The organism is Stenotrophomonas sp. GD04024, from assembly GCF_029837545.1.
GTDB classification, from domain to species: Bacteria; Pseudomonadota; Gammaproteobacteria; order Xanthomonadales; family Xanthomonadaceae; genus Stenotrophomonas; species Stenotrophomonas forensis.
Window position 1 is genome coordinate 64,204 of record NZ_JAOEDV010000017.1, and the last position, 14,659, is coordinate 78,862.

Annotated in this window: 13 protein-coding genes; 6 read left to right on the top strand and 7 right to left on the bottom strand. The window is 68.2% G+C overall.

Annotation, left to right across the window (positions count from 1 at the left end):
* Positions 1-326 precede the first annotated feature (326 nt).
* Genes N7590_RS08230 through N7590_RS08245 form a run of 4 tightly spaced genes read left to right on the top strand, consistent with a single transcriptional unit; the run spans position 327 to position 4,590 of the window.
* Complete coding sequence (locus tag N7590_RS08230; RefSeq protein WP_053510956.1) at positions 327-2,453, top strand: TonB-dependent siderophore receptor; 2,127 nt, start codon at positions 327-329, stop codon at positions 2,451-2,453.
* Positions 2,454-2,460: 7 nt separating this feature from the next.
* Positions 2,461-2,757: a hypothetical protein gene (locus N7590_RS08235; RefSeq protein WP_040007368.1), complete on the top strand. Its 297-nt coding sequence runs from the start codon at positions 2,461-2,463 to the stop codon at positions 2,755-2,757.
* Positions 2,757-3,020 (top strand): hypothetical protein, encoded by a 264-nt coding sequence (locus tag N7590_RS08240; protein ID WP_008266569.1) that lies wholly within the window; start codon positions 2,757-2,759, stop codon positions 3,018-3,020. The genes N7590_RS08235 and N7590_RS08240 overlap by 1 nt, the downstream gene beginning before the upstream one ends.
* 10 nt (positions 3,021-3,030) lie before the next feature.
* Entirely contained in the window at positions 3,031-4,590 is a 1,560-nt protein-coding gene (locus tag N7590_RS08245; RefSeq protein WP_053510958.1) for a PepSY-associated TM helix domain-containing protein, read from the top strand.
* Between the two features lie 185 nt (positions 4,591-4,775).
* Here N7590_RS08245 and N7590_RS08250 read toward each other — a convergent pair whose 3' ends face one another.
* Positions 4,776-5,168: a VOC family protein gene (locus N7590_RS08250; RefSeq protein ID WP_053511686.1), complete on the bottom strand. Its 393-nt coding sequence runs from the start codon at positions 5,166-5,168 to the stop codon at positions 4,776-4,778.
* A 97-nt stretch (positions 5,169-5,265) separates the two neighbouring features.
* A complete protein-coding gene (locus N7590_RS08255; RefSeq protein ID WP_164241754.1) occupies positions 5,266-6,459 on the bottom strand; it encodes a glycoside hydrolase family 18 protein in 1,194 nt (397 codons plus the stop codon).
* Positions 6,460-6,675: 216 nt separating this feature from the next.
* On the opposite strand from N7590_RS08255, the gene N7590_RS08260 reads away from it, so the two are divergent.
* A complete protein-coding gene (locus tag N7590_RS08260; RefSeq protein ID WP_164241755.1) occupies positions 6,676-7,677 on the top strand; it encodes a hypothetical protein in 1,002 nt (333 codons plus the stop codon).
* Positions 7,678-7,853: 176 nt separating this feature from the next.
* Positions 7,854-8,921 carry a serine hydrolase gene (locus N7590_RS08265; protein WP_164241756.1) on the top strand — a complete coding sequence of 356 codons (1,068 nt, stop codon included), beginning with the start codon at positions 7,854-7,856 and terminating at the stop codon, positions 8,919-8,921.
* Here the strand turns inward: N7590_RS08265 and N7590_RS08270 are convergent.
* The 5 genes from N7590_RS08270 to rbfA form a co-directional block, all read right to left on the bottom strand.
* Entirely contained in the window at positions 8,890-10,452 is a 1,563-nt protein-coding gene (locus N7590_RS08270) for a winged helix-turn-helix transcriptional regulator (RefSeq protein WP_164241757.1), read from the bottom strand. The two genes, N7590_RS08265 and N7590_RS08270, sit on opposite strands and share 32 nt — an antisense overlap.
* 134 nt (positions 10,453-10,586) lie before the next feature.
* Positions 10,587-12,695: a polyribonucleotide nucleotidyltransferase gene (pnp, locus tag N7590_RS08275; protein ID WP_006458359.1), complete on the bottom strand. Its 2,109-nt coding sequence runs from the start codon at positions 12,693-12,695 to the stop codon at positions 10,587-10,589.
* A gap of 151 nt (positions 12,696-12,846) precedes the next feature.
* Entirely contained in the window at positions 12,847-13,107 is a 261-nt protein-coding gene (gene rpsO / locus N7590_RS08280) for a 30S ribosomal protein S15 (protein WP_005417886.1), read from the bottom strand.
* 174 nt (positions 13,108-13,281) lie between these two features.
* Complete coding sequence (gene truB, locus N7590_RS08285) at positions 13,282-14,190, bottom strand: tRNA pseudouridine(55) synthase TruB (RefSeq protein ID WP_164241758.1); 909 nt, start codon at positions 14,188-14,190, stop codon at positions 13,282-13,284.
* A 105-nt stretch (positions 14,191-14,295) separates the two neighbouring features.
* Positions 14,296-14,659: 30S ribosome-binding factor RbfA (gene rbfA / locus N7590_RS08290; protein WP_279935310.1), on the bottom strand; the 364-nt coding region annotated here is incomplete at its 5' end.

Consider the following 14,659-nt stretch of genomic DNA (forward strand, 5'->3'; position numbering starts at 1 on the left):
GAAAGCGTTCCCGGGCGATGGCCCGGGCAATAAAAAAGCGCCGCGAGGGCGCCTGGAACGCAGGGCCTTCGGGGGCAGGTCAACCGTGGGCGGTGGTAGTGCTCATGTCGCACGCTCGGCCGGCGCTGGGCGCGGGCCACCTTGTTCCAGTCAGGGGTCTGCGACGATCTTAAACCAGCAGGGAGGAAAGCCCAAGCCGGCCGGGGCCTGCCGCCGGCAATCGCGGCTGAATGGCCGTCGCTGGCGGGGCCAAATATCAATGATTACCATACGCAGGCGTTTCTCACTCGCGTGTGGCGCGCCCCTTCCTGGCCCTGGAACCACCCATGTATACGCTGTCGCTGCCGGCCCGTGCCGGCCTGCTCCGTGCCCCACTCTCCGCCCTCGCCCTTGCCGTCTGCGGCATGCTTCCGGGCCTGGCCGCGGCCGACGAGGCGCGTACGCTCGACACCGTGCAGGTGACCGCCCCGATCGCCACCGAGAGCGGCAGCGCGACCAAGACCGATACCCCGCTGCGCGAGATCCCGCAGTCGATCTCGGTCATCACCGACCGGCAGATGCGCGACCGTGGCATCCATGGCGTTGAAGAGGCGGTGTGGTACACCGCCGGCGCCCAGGGCGGCCAGTACGGCGAAGACACGCGCAGCGACTGGCTGCTGGTCCGTGGTTTCAAACCCGCCCGCTACCTTGATGGCCTGGCCACGGTGGAAGGCACCTGGACCGGCGAATCGCGCCTGGAGCCCTATGGCCTGGAGCGCATCGATGTGCTGAAGGGCCCGGCCTCGGTCAACTACGGTGCGATGCCGCCGGGCGGCCTGATCAACTTCGTCAGCAAGCGGCCGCACGCCAACCCGTTGCAGGAAGTGGAGCTGCAGGTCGGCAACTACGGCCTGAAGCAGGCCGCCTTCGACATCGGCGGTGCGCTCAATGACAGCGGCAGCGTGCTCTACCGGCTGGTCGGCCTGGCCCGCAACAGCGACAACGTGATCGACCACGTCCATGACGATCGCTACTACCTGGCCCCCTCGCTGACCTGGACGCCGGACGATGCCAACGCGCTGACCGTGCTGGCGCGCTACCAGAAGAACGACACGGTCGAAACCGGCGGCTTCCTGCCTTACCAGGGCACGGTGGTGCCCGGCGCCAACGGCCGCTACATCTCCCGCCACTTCTTCAGCGGCGAGCCGGGCGTGAACGACTACACCAAGGAAAGCGCCGCGCTCGGCTATGAATTCCGCCATGACTTCGGCGATGGCACCGTGTTCAACCAGAACGTGCGCTACAGCTGGGCCGAAGTGGACGCCAGCCGCGGCAGCCTGGGCCTGTTCGGCCTGGTGTCGCCGGACAGCACCGAGCTGGTGCGCTACTACTACCCGCGCCTGGACAAGTCCGAAAGCGTGGCCATCGACAACAACCTGACTTTCCGCTTCCGCACCGGCCGTGCCGAGCACACGGTGCTGGCGGGGCTGGACTACCGTCGCGCGCGCAACGATTACGCCTCGGCATTCCTGTTCGGCGCGCCCGGCATCGATGCCTACAACCCCGTGTATGGCGCGCCGGTGCAGGTACCCGACTACACCTCGCGCCAGGTGCAGACGCAGAGCACGCTGGGCCTGTACCTGCAGGACCAGATCCGCATCGACCGCTGGCTGGTCACGCTGGCCGGCCGCCAGGACTGGGTCGGTACCGATACCGAGCAGCGCATCGGCACCGCCAGCCGCGCCCACCAGAGCGATGACAGGTTCTCCGGCCGGGTGGGCGTGAACTACCTGTTCGACAATGGCGTGAGCCCCTACGTGAGCTGGTCGCAGTCGTTCCAGACCACCATCGGTACCGACTATGCGGGGCGCGCGTTCGTGCCGACCACCGGCGAGCAGTTCGAGGCCGGCGTGAAGTACCAGCCCGAGGGTGGCCGCCTGCTGCTGACCGCGGCGGCGTACCAGATCGAGCAGGACAACACGCTCACCGTCGACCCGCAGCACACCCTGTTCTCGATCCAGCAGGGCCAGACCCGCGTGCGCGGTGCCGAGCTGGAAGGGCGCTGGAACATCGGCCAGGGCCTGAGCGTGTACGGCAGCTACACCCGCCTCGACGCCAAGGTCCGGCGCAGCACCGATGCCGCTTCGGTAGGCAAGCGGGTGGCGCTGGTGCCGAAGGAAAGCGCGTCGCTGGGCGCCGACTACACCTTCACCGCCGGCGCGCTGAGCGGGTTCGGCTTCGGTGCGGGCGTGCGCTACAACGGCGGCATCTACGGCGACATCTACAACGACTGGTACACGCCGTCGTTCACCCTCATCGATGCCAGCGTGCATTACGACCGCGGCCCGTGGCGCCTGCTGGTCAATGCCGCCAACGCCGCCGACAGGAAGTACGTGTCGGCCTGCAACAGCGCGACCTGGTGCTACTACGGCTACCCGCGTACCGTCACCGCCAGCCTGCGCTACCAATGGTGAGCCCGCGATGATCACGGTAGGCCTGTCGACGCTGGGATTCTGCAGCCTGGGCATGCTGGCGGCGATGTTCTCGGCGCTGGCGTTCTATGCCGCCTCGCCGCACTGCCGCTGGCCACGCCTGCGCCGCGCTGGACGCCTCGGCCACCAGATCGGCCTGGTCGCCGCCGCCGCATCGCTGTGGCTGTGGATGGCCGAGCTGGGCTTCGCCGCTGGCCTGGTCGCAATGCTGTGCACCTGGATGCTGTCGGCGATGCTGCTGCCGGCATTGGCCGCGTGGCATCGCCCCGGCGCGGAGACACCGTGATGTGGGCGCGCGCGTTTGCCGGTATCTTCGCCGGCTTCTTCCTGGCGGCCGCCGCCACCGGACTGGTCACCTGGCTGCCACCGGGCCCGTGGCAGAACGCCCTGGTGCCTGCGCTGATCGCCTTCGTGCCGCTGTGGATGCTGGCGGCTTTGTGGGCCTTCAGTTTCCGCCGCGCGGGATATGCCTGGCTGGCCCTGGCCGGCAGCGCGGCGGCTGGTTTCGCTGTGCTCGGGCTGCTGCGCATGGCCGGCGCCGTGCAATGAGATCAATCGCATGAAGTTCAGCTCGCAGACCCTGCGCACGTTCACCACCCTGCACACCTGGGTCGGCCTGGTGGCCGGCTTCGGGCTGTTCGTGGCCTTCTATGCCGGTGCGCTGACCCTGTTCCACCACGACCTGCCGCTGTGGCAGACGCCGGGCGCGGCCACTGCGTTGCCCGCCAGCCTGGATGACGCGCAGTACCTGCTGGAGGACGTACTGGCCGCACATGCGGAAGCACGCCGGCATGTCGGCATGACCTTCCCCGGTGCCGAGCATCCGCAGCCGCTGGCCTACTGGCAGGCCGACGACGGGGGGTGGCGCTATGCCTGGCCCGGGCAGACCGCCGGCAGCCCGACGCCGCCGCAGTCGGGCCTGGCCGAACTGGTCAACGAGCTGCACTACAGCCTGGGCCTGCCGGTAGCCGGCATCTACGTGATGGGCATCGTCAGCCTGCTGTATGGCATGGCCCTGCTCAGTGGCCTGGTGATCCATCTGCCGAAACTGCTCGGCGACCTGTTCGCGCTGCGCCCGGGCCGCAACCTCAAGCAGCTGTGGCAGGACGCACACAACGTGATCGGTGTGCTCAGCCTGCCGTTCCACCTCATGTTCGCGGTGACCGGTGCCCTGCTCTGCCTGGTGTTCATCCAGATCGCCCTGCTCAACCCGCTCATCTTCGAAGGCAAGGCCCTGCAGGCGGTGCCGACGGCGATGGACACCGCGCCCGTGCGCGCCGCCAGCGGCGTGCCGGCCGCTCCGGGCAGCCTGCGCGAACTGCATGCGCGCGCGCTGGAAGTGGCACGCGCGCAGGGCGTGACCGATTTCGAACCGGCCTACCTGAAACTGGCCAACGGCGGTGATGCCAATGCCACCATCGAGATCACCGGTGAATCCAGCGGCACCCTCGGCCCGCTCGGCTCGGTCGCGCTGGACGTCGCCAGTGGCCGCCTGCTGGCCAGCCAGCTGCCCGGCCACCGCGATGCCAACCACGCCACGCTCAGCGCCGCCTACGCGCTGCATTTCGGTGAGTTCGGCAATGGCGTGGTGGTCTGGCTGTACTTCCTGCTGGGCCTGGGCGGTGCCTTCCTGTTCTATTCGGGCAACCTGCTGTGGATCGAATCGCGGCGCAAGCGCCGGCAACCACAGCAGCCGCGCTCCGGGGTGAACATGGCGCGGGCCACGGTGGGCGTGTGCATCGGCCTGTGCGTGGCGATCTCGGTCGCGTTCGCCAGCGCCCTGGTGCTGGAACGGGTGGCACCGTCCGCCGTTGATCACGGCATCCGCTGGGCCTGTTTCGGCAGCTGGGCCGCCTGTGCACTGTGGGCGGCACTGCGCCGTCCGGCCCAGGCGGCACGCGAGCTGCTCTGGGCCGCCGCGATCAGCACCGCGCTGGTGCCGGTGCTGCACGGCGCCCTCAGCGGTGACTGGTTGTGGCGCGCGGCCGCGCATGGGCACTGGCCGCTGTTCTGGGTCGATGCGATCGCACTGGCCATGGCATTCGGCTTTGCCCGGCTGGCACTGGCCAGCCAGCGTCGCGCGCGCAACGGCGATCCCAACAGCGTCTGGGCCAATTGAGGCGCCCGCCCGGCACTCCGTAGAGTCGAGCTTGCTCGACTGCTGTTGCCTTCTCGCCTCGCGTAGTCGAGCAAGCTCGACGCCACGGCATCCCGGAAAACGGCCTCGGTAGAGTCGAGCTTGCTCGACTGCCGTTGCCTTCTCGCCCCACGCAGTCGAGCAAGCTCGACTCTACGGCATCCGGATCACGCGCCGCTGGGGTAACGGCTGACTTCGATCAGATTGCCGTCAGGGTCGCGGAAGTACACCGACTCGATCGGCCCCAATGCACCTGTGCGCGGCACCGGCCCCTCTTCCACCACGACAGCCTGCGCGCGCAGATGGGCCAGCACGTCGGCAGTCGCCGTGCCCGTGACCAGGCACAGATCGGCACTGCCCGGCGTGGGCTGCGCGGCGTGCGGCTGCAGCGGCGCACTGGCCGGGTGCAGGTTGATCTTCTGCTGGCCGAACTGCAGCGCAGTGCGGCCGGCGCCGAAACGCACGACCTGCATGCCAAGCACGCGCTGATAGAAGTCACAGCTGCGCTCGATGCCGGCAACGGTGAGGACCAGATGGTCGAGGCGGTCGATGAGGATCATGCCCGCAGCTTAACGCTGCGGGCGTTGCCTGGCTGTGCGGCCTGGGGCCGATGGCGTTGCCGATCGCGCCGGGCATCGCCCGGCATCCACGCGCGGCTCAGTCGCCGATGCGGGCCTTCTGCCACGGGCCAAGCATGGCGTTGAGCAGGCTGGCCTGTTCGTCATCGCCGGTCAGCTCCCACATGAACACCCCGGCCAGGCCCTGCTCGCGGGCGAACTGCGCGCGCAGCCCGATCGAGCGCGGGTCTTCGTAGCTGATGAAGATCTTCTGCTGCGGGTTGTACAGCCACGGGCTCTGCGCCTGCGGCTGCCAATGCTTCGTCCAGCCGGGCTGGTCGAGATAGCGCGCCTTGATCACCCGCCAGTCGCCCGCGTCGGCCGGTGCGCTGTAGGCCTGGTACAGCCCATCGGCGGCGTCACCGGTGACCTTGAAGCCACGGCCATAGAACGGCACGCCCAGCACCAGCTTGTCGGCCGGCACACCGTGGTCGCGGTAGTACTGCACCGCGCCGGCCACGTTGTTCCAGCGCCGCAGTTCCGGTGCCAGCGGATCGGCCGGCACTTCATGCAGCGGGGCGTTGAAGGTCGACACCGCCGAGAAGCCGGTGCCCATGTCGTAGCTCATCAGGTTGATGAAATCGAACACCCTGGCCAGCGCCGGCAGGTCGTAGCTGGCCGCCGGATCGTAGGGGCCATCGGTCTGCAGGCGACCGGCGGCCAATGCGGCGGTCAGCAGCATCGGCTGCCCCTGCTTGCGCCCGCGGGCGTCGAGTGCGACGCGGAACGCCTGCGCAAGCCTGGTCAGGTTGGCGCGATCCTGCGGGCGATGTGCCAGCTCCTTCGGCCCACCACTGACCGGGAATTCCCAGTCGATGTCCACGCCATCGAAGCTGCCGGCGTGGCGATCGAAGAACAGCGCCATGCAGGAATCGACCAGGCGCTTGCGGCTGGCCTCAGTCAGCGCCGCATCGGAGAAACCGCCCGCGCCCCAGCCGCCGATGGAAATCAGCGTGCGCAGGTGCGGATGCGCCTTCTTCAGCTCGGCCAGCGCAGCGAAGTTGGCCGGCGCTCCGGCACCGACCGTGCAGCGGCCGTCTTCAATGGTGGAAAACGCATAGAACAGGTGGGTCAGGCGTTCGGCCGGAATGCTCGACACCGGATAGCGCTCGGCCGACCCGCCAGGATAGTAGGCACCGAAGATCGGCGCCTCCGGTGCCGCAGCGGCGTGTGCAGCGATGGGCAGGGCGCCGGCAATCAGCACGGCAAGGACGGCCACGGTCTGGCGCAACATGGGATCTCCCGGTTCGAAGGCGCAGCCACGTTAGCAAACCGATGTGCCTGCGGTACGGATGTCGCGGCATGTCGTCCAGTGGACACGCGTGCTCCCACCCAGGACGACACGCCAGCGGTCACGCCATTGCCATCGTGCGCCGCAGCAGGACAGCCGCCGACGCCGCGCTATCCCTCCCCTGCATCCGCTAAGGTAGCCGCGGATCTTCAACCTTGCATGGACATGAGCAGCGACCACGACAACACCGACGACGGCGCACGGCTGGATGACGCCACGCTCGACGAACTGCAGGCGCTGGAAGCCCGTGCCTATGCCGCATTCCACGAAGGCGACCTCGCGCGGGCCGTGGCCCTGTTCGGTGAATTGACCGGGCATGCCCCGGAGGTTCCCTACCTGCATTACATGCGCGGGCTCGCCCACAAGTACCTGCGCGAGTGGCCGGCCTCGCTGCGGGACAACCTGCAGTCGGAACAGCTGCATGTCGAGCTCGATGTAGCCACCGCATGGAATGCCGGTATCGCCGCCACTGCACTGGGTGACTGGACCGAGGCCCGGCGCCAATGGAGCCGCTGCGGCATCACCGTGCCCGGCGACGCGGGGCCGATCGACGGCGATTTCGGCGTGGCCTGCCTGCGCCTGGCGCCGTGGTCCACCGCCGAGGTGGTCTACATGCGCCGCATCGATCCGGTACGCGCCCGCATCGACAATGTGCCGCTGCCGGAAAGCGGCTTCCGCTTCGGTGACATCGTGCTGCATGACGGCGCCTCGACCGGCCACCGCACCTACCGGGAGCAGAGTGTGCCGGTGTTCAATGCGATGCAGCGCCTGCAGCCATCGGACATGGCCACCTTCACTGTGTTCGTGCAGTGCGATTCCGCCGATGACATCGCTGCCCTGGAAGCCATGCAGCTGCCCGGGATCGGCATGGTCGAGGATTGGACCGCGACCGTGCGCAGGCTGTGCCGCCGTTGCAGCTACGGAACGCCGCACCAGCACGATGACGCAGCGGAGCGCGCGGACGGCTGGACGCGCGCGCGCGATCTCGGCATTGCCGCGCAAGGGCGTGCCTCGGTGGAAAAACTGCTGGCAACGTGGACCGCTGCGGCACCGGGACGCGTGCTGGAAGCCATCGAACAGCGCGAGCATCCGCTGAGTGAGCCCGAGCCGGGACAGGTCTGGTGGCTGGGGGAGGAAGAAGAGGAAGAAGATGCCCGGTAAGGCCGAGCATGTTCGACTCCGGCGATGCCTTCAACAGCGTGTCAACCAAGGTTGACACCTACCGGGGCAAGGCGCAGAGCGTTGTCGCACAAGGCCTTCAGAATTCTTCAGGCGGCTTTCCAGCACTTCAGATGCGGTGCTGGCTCAATCGGGCTCCCTTTCGATGGAGCCCGCCGATGCGTTCGATCCTGCCCGTCCTGACCCTGCTCTGCGCCGTGTGTGCCGCGCCGCCGCTCACCGCTCGCGCCGCGCCGCCAGATCCGGCACGCCTGCTGGCGCTGCAGCAGGCCATCGCCCGCGATGAACTCAAGCAGATCCGCAGCGTGCTGCTGCAGGTCGATGGCCAGGTGGTCTACGAGGGCTACTTCAACGGCGCCGACGCACAGACGCTGCATGACGTGCGCTCGGCCAGCAAGGGCGTGTCGGCACTGCTGGTCGGCGCCGCCATCGGCGAGGGACGCGTACCCGGCGTGCAGGCCCGGGTGTACGACTACTTCCCGGCGTTCACCGCGCAGCACGCGGTCGACCCGCGCCTGCGCGCCACTACCCTGCAGGACCTGCTGACCATGAGCAGCCTGTGGGAGTGCGATGACGAGAACCCGTTCTCGGCCGGCCACGAAGAACGCATGTACGTCACCGAGCGGTGGCTGGACTTCGCGCTGGCGCTGCCGGTGAAGGGCTTTGCGCCCTGGATGCAGCGGCCGCAGGACAGCCCGCATGGCCGCGCGTTCGCCTACTGCACGGCCAACCCGTTCGTGCTCGGTGCCGTGCTTGAACAGGCCAGCGGCCAACCGCTGGCCGACTATGCCGCACGCGTTCTGGAGCAGCCGCTGGGCATCACCCACAGCCAGTGGAACCGTTCGCCGGAGGGCATCGGCATGGGCGGCGGCGGCACCCGCTACCGCACGCGTGACCTGGCCCGGTTCGGCCAGCTGGTGCTGGACGGTGGACGCTGGCAGGGTCGCCAGCTGGTCCCCGCGGACTACATCGCGGCGATGGTGCAGGCGCAGGCCACGACGCCCGATGGCAGCGATTATGGCTACCAGTGGTGGGGCCTGAAGCTCGATGTGCAGGGTGCGTCGCGCACCGTGTGGGCGATGTCCGGCAATGGCGGCAACTATGTGTTCGTGCTGCCCGAACAGCGCGTGGTGGCCGTGGTCACCAGCCAGGCCTTCAACCGCTCCTTCGCCCATCCGCAGTCGCGGCGCATCCTCACCGAGTTCCTGCTGCCGGCGCTACGCTGAGGGCGGCCAGGTCCTCCGGCCGCCAGGCGGCGGCCAACACCTGCGCGCGCTGACGGGCGATGTCGGTATCGATGCGCTCCAGCAACGCGGGCCAGCCCGGGGCGCCGTGCAGGGGCACCAGCAGCGGCGTGGCGCGCAGCCACGCCACGTCGCGGAAGCCATCATCGACGGCCTGATGCAATGCGGCGACGGCCGCATCTGTACGTCCAGCAGCCTGCAGCAGCAATGCCCGCTCCACGCCCGTGTCGGACCAGCCGTCGCCCGCGCTGGCGTCGAGCTGCTGCAGACGCTGCCCGAGCCACGCGTCCTGCGCCGGCTGCGCGCCGTACAGGCCCGCCAGCGTCTGCCCCAGTGATTGCTGGGGCCGCAGCTGGCGGCCGCGCTCAAACGCCGCTGCCGCCATCACCGGGTCACCGGCCAGCAGCGCGAGCTCTCCCTTCATCCGCAGCAGCTGCGGGTGTGGCGTGCCCCGCGCCAGCGCCTCGTCCAGCGCCTGCCTGGCCTGTTGCGGCGCGCCGGCCAGATACAGGCTGCGTGGCCAGGCGATATTGGAGAAGACGTTGTCCGGGTAGAGCTGGAAGTTGTGCGCGTGGCGTTGCGCCGCAGCCTGGGTGAAGCCCAGCAGTTCCAGCTCGCGCGCCACCTGCACGTCGCGGAAACGCACGCGCTCGGGCGCCTTCAATGACAGGTTCTCGCGCAGCGCCGTCACCAACTGGCCGCGCTCCTGCCACAGATACGCCAGCGACGCGCGGCTGCGTTCGTCGGCCGGATCCAGTTCCAGCGCACGCGCGTAACCGGCCATCGCCTGCGGCATGTCGCCGAGGCAGTCCTGCGCATAGCCCCACAGGGCATGGGCGGCGGCATCGCGCGGCGCCCGCCTGCGCTCCTCGCTGGCCAGGGCCAGCGCCTCTTTCACTTGTGCCGGCGAGCCGTTGAACAGGCAGCCCTGCGCTGCCAACGCACGCGACAGTCCCCGCCGCGCCGGCGCGGACTCCGGATCGACCTGCAGCGCGTGCCGGTACAGGCTGATCGCCCGCTCGTTGTTGCTGGCCTGGCCGATGCCGGCGTAATAATCGGCGCGCTGCAGCGCCGCCTGCGCCGCACCGGGTGCAGTCGGCCGCGGCCACCACACCAGCGTTGCGGCGACGCCCAGCGCCACGGCCGCCATCAGGCCCCACCCTGCCCTGCCTCGCCAACGTGACCGGGCAGGCTGTGCGGTACCCGGCAACGGCTGCGCGCACAGCTGGTAGCCGCGCCCGCGTACCGAACGGATGTAGCGCGGCCGGCGGCTGTCATCGCCCAGTGCCTGGCGCAGCAGCTTGACCCGTTGGCTGACCGCATCTTCGCCGACCACTGCCGGCGCCCAGACCTGCGCCGCCAGGGTGTCGAAATCGACGACCTCGGCGCCGTGCGCCAGCATCACGTCCAGCAGCGTCCAGCTCAGGCCGCTGACCGGCAGGACCTGGCCGGCGCGGCTGACCCGCTGTGCCGGGCGGTCAATGTCCAGATCGAGCAGGCGAAGGGTGTCCATGGGCGAAGCATAGCGGCACGCCGGCCGCGGATCGCGGGCAAAGAAAAAGCGGGCCGAAGCCCGCTTTTTCATTTCAGCGATTCCAGAAGCGTGTCAACCAAGGTTGACACCCACCGTAATCGACCGGAGGTCGATTACTCGGCGCTGACGGCGTCGCCTTCTTCCACGGCCTTCATCGACAGGCGGATACGGCCCTGCTTGTCGACTTCCAGCACCTTGACCTTGACCACATCGCCTTCCTTCAGCACGTCGCCGACCTTCTCGACGCGGTCGCTGGAGATCTGCGAGACGTGGACCAGGCCGTCCTTGCCCGGCAGGATGGTGACGAACGCACCGAAGTCCATGATCTTGGCGACCTTGCCTTCGTAGATGCGGCCCGGCTCGACGTCCGAGGTGATCTGCTCGATGCGGGCCTTGGCGGCCTGGGCAGCGATGGCGTTGACCGAAGCGATGACGATGGTGCCGTCATCCTGGATGTCGATCTGGGTGCCGGTTTCCTTGGTGATGGCCTGGATGGTCGAACCACCCTTGCCGATCACTTCGCGGATCTTGTCCGGGTGGATCTTGATGGTCAGCAGGCGCGGCGCGTAGTCGGACAGCTCCGAACGCGGGGCGGTCAGGCCGTGGGCCATTTCGCCCAGGATGTGCAGACGGCCAGCCTTGGCCTGCTGCAGGGCCTGCTTCATGATCTCTTCGGTGATGCCTTCGATCTTGATGTCCATCTGCAGGGCGGAGATGCCCTCAGCGGTACCGGCCACCTTGAAGTCCATGTCGCCCAGGTGATCTTCGTCACCCAGGATGTCGGACAGGACGACGAAACGCTCGCCTTCCTTGACCAGGCCCATGGCGATACCGGCAACCGGCGCCTTCACCGGCACGCCGGCGTCCATCAGGGCCAGCGACGAGCCGCAGACCGACGCCATCGACGAGGAACCGTTCGACTCGGTGATTTCCGAGACGACGCGGATGGTGTACGGGAAGGCTTCCAGCGACGGCATGACAGCCAGCACGCCGCGCTTGGCCAGGCGACCGTGGCCGATTTCGCGGCGCTTCGGGCCCATCATGCGGCCGCACTCACCCACCGAGAACGGAGGGAAGTTGTAGTGGAACAGGAAGTTCTCCTTGTACTCACCGGCAACGGCGTCGATGACCTGGCCGTCACGGGCGGTGCCCAGGGTGATGGTCACGATGGCCTGGGTTTCGCCGCGGGTGAACAGCGAGGAACCGTGGGTACGCGGCAGCACGCCGGTCTTCACGGCGATCGGGCGGACGGTGTCCAGCGCACGGCCGTCGATGCGGACCTTGGTGTCCAGCACCGAGTCACGCATGGTGCGGTATTCCAGCTCGCCGAATTCCTTCGACAGCTCGGCCGGGTTCCAGCCCTCGGCGGCCACTCGGCCAGCCAGGGTTTCGACCACGTCCTTCTTGATCGCCGAGATGGCGTCACGGCGCTGCAGCTTGTCGCGCACCTGGAAGGCTTCGCCCAGGCGCGGGCCGATGGCTTCCTTCAGGGCGGAGATCAGCGCGTCGTTCTTGGCCGGGGCTTCCCAGGTCGACGGCTTGGTGCCGGCTTCGACGGTCAGCTCGTTGATCGCGTTGATGACCTTCTGCATTTCGCGGTGACCGAAGGTCACGGCGCCCAGCATCACTTCTTCGGACAGCAGCGCGGCTTCGGATTCGACCATCAGCACGGCGTTGGAGGTACCGGCGACAACCAGTTCCAGCTGCGAGTCAGCCAGTTCGCTGACGGTCGGGTTCAGGATGTACTCGCCGTTCTTGTAACCGACCTTGGCAGCGCCGATCGGACCCATGAACGGGGTGCCGGCCAGGGCCAGCGCAGCCGAGGCACCGATCAGGGCCGGGATGTCACCGTCCACGTCCGGGTTCAGCGACATGACCGTGGCGATGATCTGCACTTCGTTCTTGTAGTCTTCCGGGAACAGCGGGCGGATCGGACGGTCGATCAGACGCGAGATCAGGGTTTCCTTCTCGGTCGCACGGCCTTCGCGCTTGAAGAAACCACCCGGGATACGGCCGCCGGCGTAGAACTTTTCCTGATAATCGACGGTCAGCGGGAAGAAGTCCTGGCCTTCGCGCGCGCTCTTGGCGGCGACGGCGGTGACCAGCAGTACGGTGTCGTCCATCTTGACGATGACGGCACCGCTGGCCTGGCGGGCGACTTCGCCGGTCTCAAGCGTGACGGTGTGCTTGCCGTACTGGAAGGTTTTGGTGATTTTTGCCACGGAGGGTGTCCTTGGGGATGCTGTCTGCGAATTTGGACCGTCGGCGACCCTTGCCGCCTGCGGGTGGCCGGATCGTTCCGGCCTGAATCGGGGATTGCGGTGCTACAAAACAAAACCGCGGCGCATCGCTGCGCCGCGGGGGATTCGTTGCTTAGCGACGCAGGCCAAGCTTTTCGATCAGGGCCTTGTAACGCTCGACGTCCTTCTTCTTCAGGTAGTCGAGCAGGCTGCGACGGCGGTTGACCATCTGCAGCAGGCCGCGGCGGCTGTGGTGGTCCTTCTTGTGGGTCTTGAAGTGGCCGGTCAGCAGTTCGATGCGGGCGGTCAGCAGTGCAACCTGGACTTCCGGGGAGCCGGTGTCGGCGGCGCTGCGCTTGTTGTCTTCAATGACCTTCTGGGTGTCGATCGACATTTTCTTTTTTCTCTGTGATGCGTGGCCGGCAGGAACGCGCTTCGCGCACCGCCAGGCTCGCCGTGGACTACGAGGATGAAACCTGCGCGAGGCAGGCTGCCGGAAAACGGCCGCGAAATTGTAACGGCCGGGGTCTTCCGGGACAAGGTCCGGGGCTGAACCGGCGGGCCCCGGTCAGAGGTTGAAACGGCGCTGGGGGGCCAGCAGGCCACTGTCATCGACCTGGCCCAGCCCCTGGACAGCATCGTCCGGGCCGAACACGGCGACCAGGCCGCGCGGCCAGGACAGGTCGCGCTGGCGCTGGCCGACACAGAACCGGTGGGCCTGGTCGGCGTCGAGGTCGACCCGCGGGTACTCGGCCAGGCCGGCGGCCAGGGGCAGCAGCAGCGCATCCATGGCGGCCTCGTCACCCGCCTCGACCATCGCCCGCAGCTGGTCCAGGGTGACCATCGCCGGCGCGCGGAACGGCTCAACCCAGAGCCGGCGCAGCGCGCTGATATGGGCACCGCAGCCCAGGCGTTCACCGAGGTCGCGGGCCAGGCTGCGGATGTAGGTACCCGAGCCGCAGGTGATGCGCAGGCGCAGCCGTTCCGGCTGCTGCTCCAGCACCTCGATGGCGTGCACCTGCACCTCGCGCTCGGGCGCCTCGATGACGTCGCCACGGCGGGCCTTCACATACAGCGGCTCACCGCCCTGCTTCAGCGCCGAATAGATCGGCGCCCGCTGCAGGATGCTGCCGGTCAGCGGCGCCAGGGCGGCCTGCAGGGCCTGCGCGCTGACTGCCGGCACCGGGCGCTGCAGCAGCACCTGGCCTTCGGAATCGTCGGTATCGGTGGTCTGTCCAAGCACGATCTCGGCGTCGTAGGCCTTGGCCGAGCCCAGCAGCAGGCCGGCGATCTTGGTCGCCTCGCCGAAGCACAGCGGCAGCAGGCCGGTGGCCAGCGGGTCGAGGCTGCCGGTGTGACCGCCCTTTTCGGCGCGGAACAGGCGACGGGCCACCTGCAGGGCGGCGTTGGAGCTCATGCCGGTCGACTTGTCGAGCAGCAGGATGCCATCCAGGCGGCGGAACTGAATTCGGGTCATGACAGGAAGTTGTAGAGCCGGGCCATGCCCGGCTGCCGCAGCGCGGCCCGCACGGGCATCGCGTTGCCGGAACGGAAAGACGCCGGGCACGGGCCCGGCGCTGCCTTATTCTTCGTCGCTCTCGCGACGCTTCTCCGCGGCCAGCGTATCGGGCAAGTCGCGCAGGATGTTGTCGATGTGCTCACCACGGTCGACCGAATCGTCGTAGTGGAAGTGCAGCTCCGGCACGTGGCGCAGCTTCATGGCACGGGCCAGGTCCATGCGCAGGCGGTAGCCCAGCTCCTTCAGGCCGGCCACGGCTTCAGCCGAGCGTTCCGGCATCAGCGCGGTGACGAACACCTTGGCATGGGCCATGTCGCGGGTGATTTCCACGTCGGACACGCTCACCGAGGGCAACCCGTGCTCGCGCACGGCGTTGTGCACCAGGGTGCCGAGTTCACGGCGCAGCTGGGCGGAGACACGGTCGGTT

Excerpts from the sequence above, each read along its gene's own strand:
- N7590_RS08245 (WP_053510958.1), top strand. The coding sequence starts at position 3,031 with ATGAAGTTCAGCTCGCAGACCCTGCGCACGTTCACCACCCTGCACACC.
- N7590_RS08255 (WP_164241754.1), bottom strand. The coding sequence starts at position 6,459 with ATGTTGCGCCAGACCGTGGCCGTCCTTGCCGTGCTGATTGCCGGCGCC.
- N7590_RS08260 (WP_164241755.1), top strand. The coding sequence starts at position 6,676 with ATGGACATGAGCAGCGACCACGACAACACCGACGACGGCGCACGGCTG.
- N7590_RS08265 (WP_164241756.1), top strand. The coding sequence starts at position 7,854 with ATGCGTTCGATCCTGCCCGTCCTGACCCTGCTCTGCGCCGTGTGTGCC.
- N7590_RS08230 (WP_053510956.1), top strand. The coding sequence starts at position 327 with ATGTATACGCTGTCGCTGCCGGCCCGTGCCGGCCTGCTCCGTGCCCCA.
- N7590_RS08250 (WP_053511686.1), bottom strand. The coding sequence starts at position 5,168 with ATGATCCTCATCGACCGCCTCGACCATCTGGTCCTCACCGTTGCCGGC.
- rpsO (WP_005417886.1), bottom strand. The coding sequence starts at position 13,107 with ATGTCGATCGACACCCAGAAGGTCATTGAAGACAACAAGCGCAGCGCC.
- truB (WP_164241758.1), bottom strand. The coding sequence starts at position 14,190 with ATGACCCGAATTCAGTTCCGCCGCCTGGATGGCATCCTGCTGCTCGAC.
- N7590_RS08235 (WP_040007368.1), top strand. The coding sequence starts at position 2,461 with ATGATCACGGTAGGCCTGTCGACGCTGGGATTCTGCAGCCTGGGCATG.
- N7590_RS08240 (WP_008266569.1), top strand. The coding sequence starts at position 2,757 with ATGTGGGCGCGCGCGTTTGCCGGTATCTTCGCCGGCTTCTTCCTGGCG.
- N7590_RS08270 (WP_164241757.1), bottom strand. The coding sequence starts at position 10,452 with ATGGACACCCTTCGCCTGCTCGATCTGGACATTGACCGCCCGGCACAG.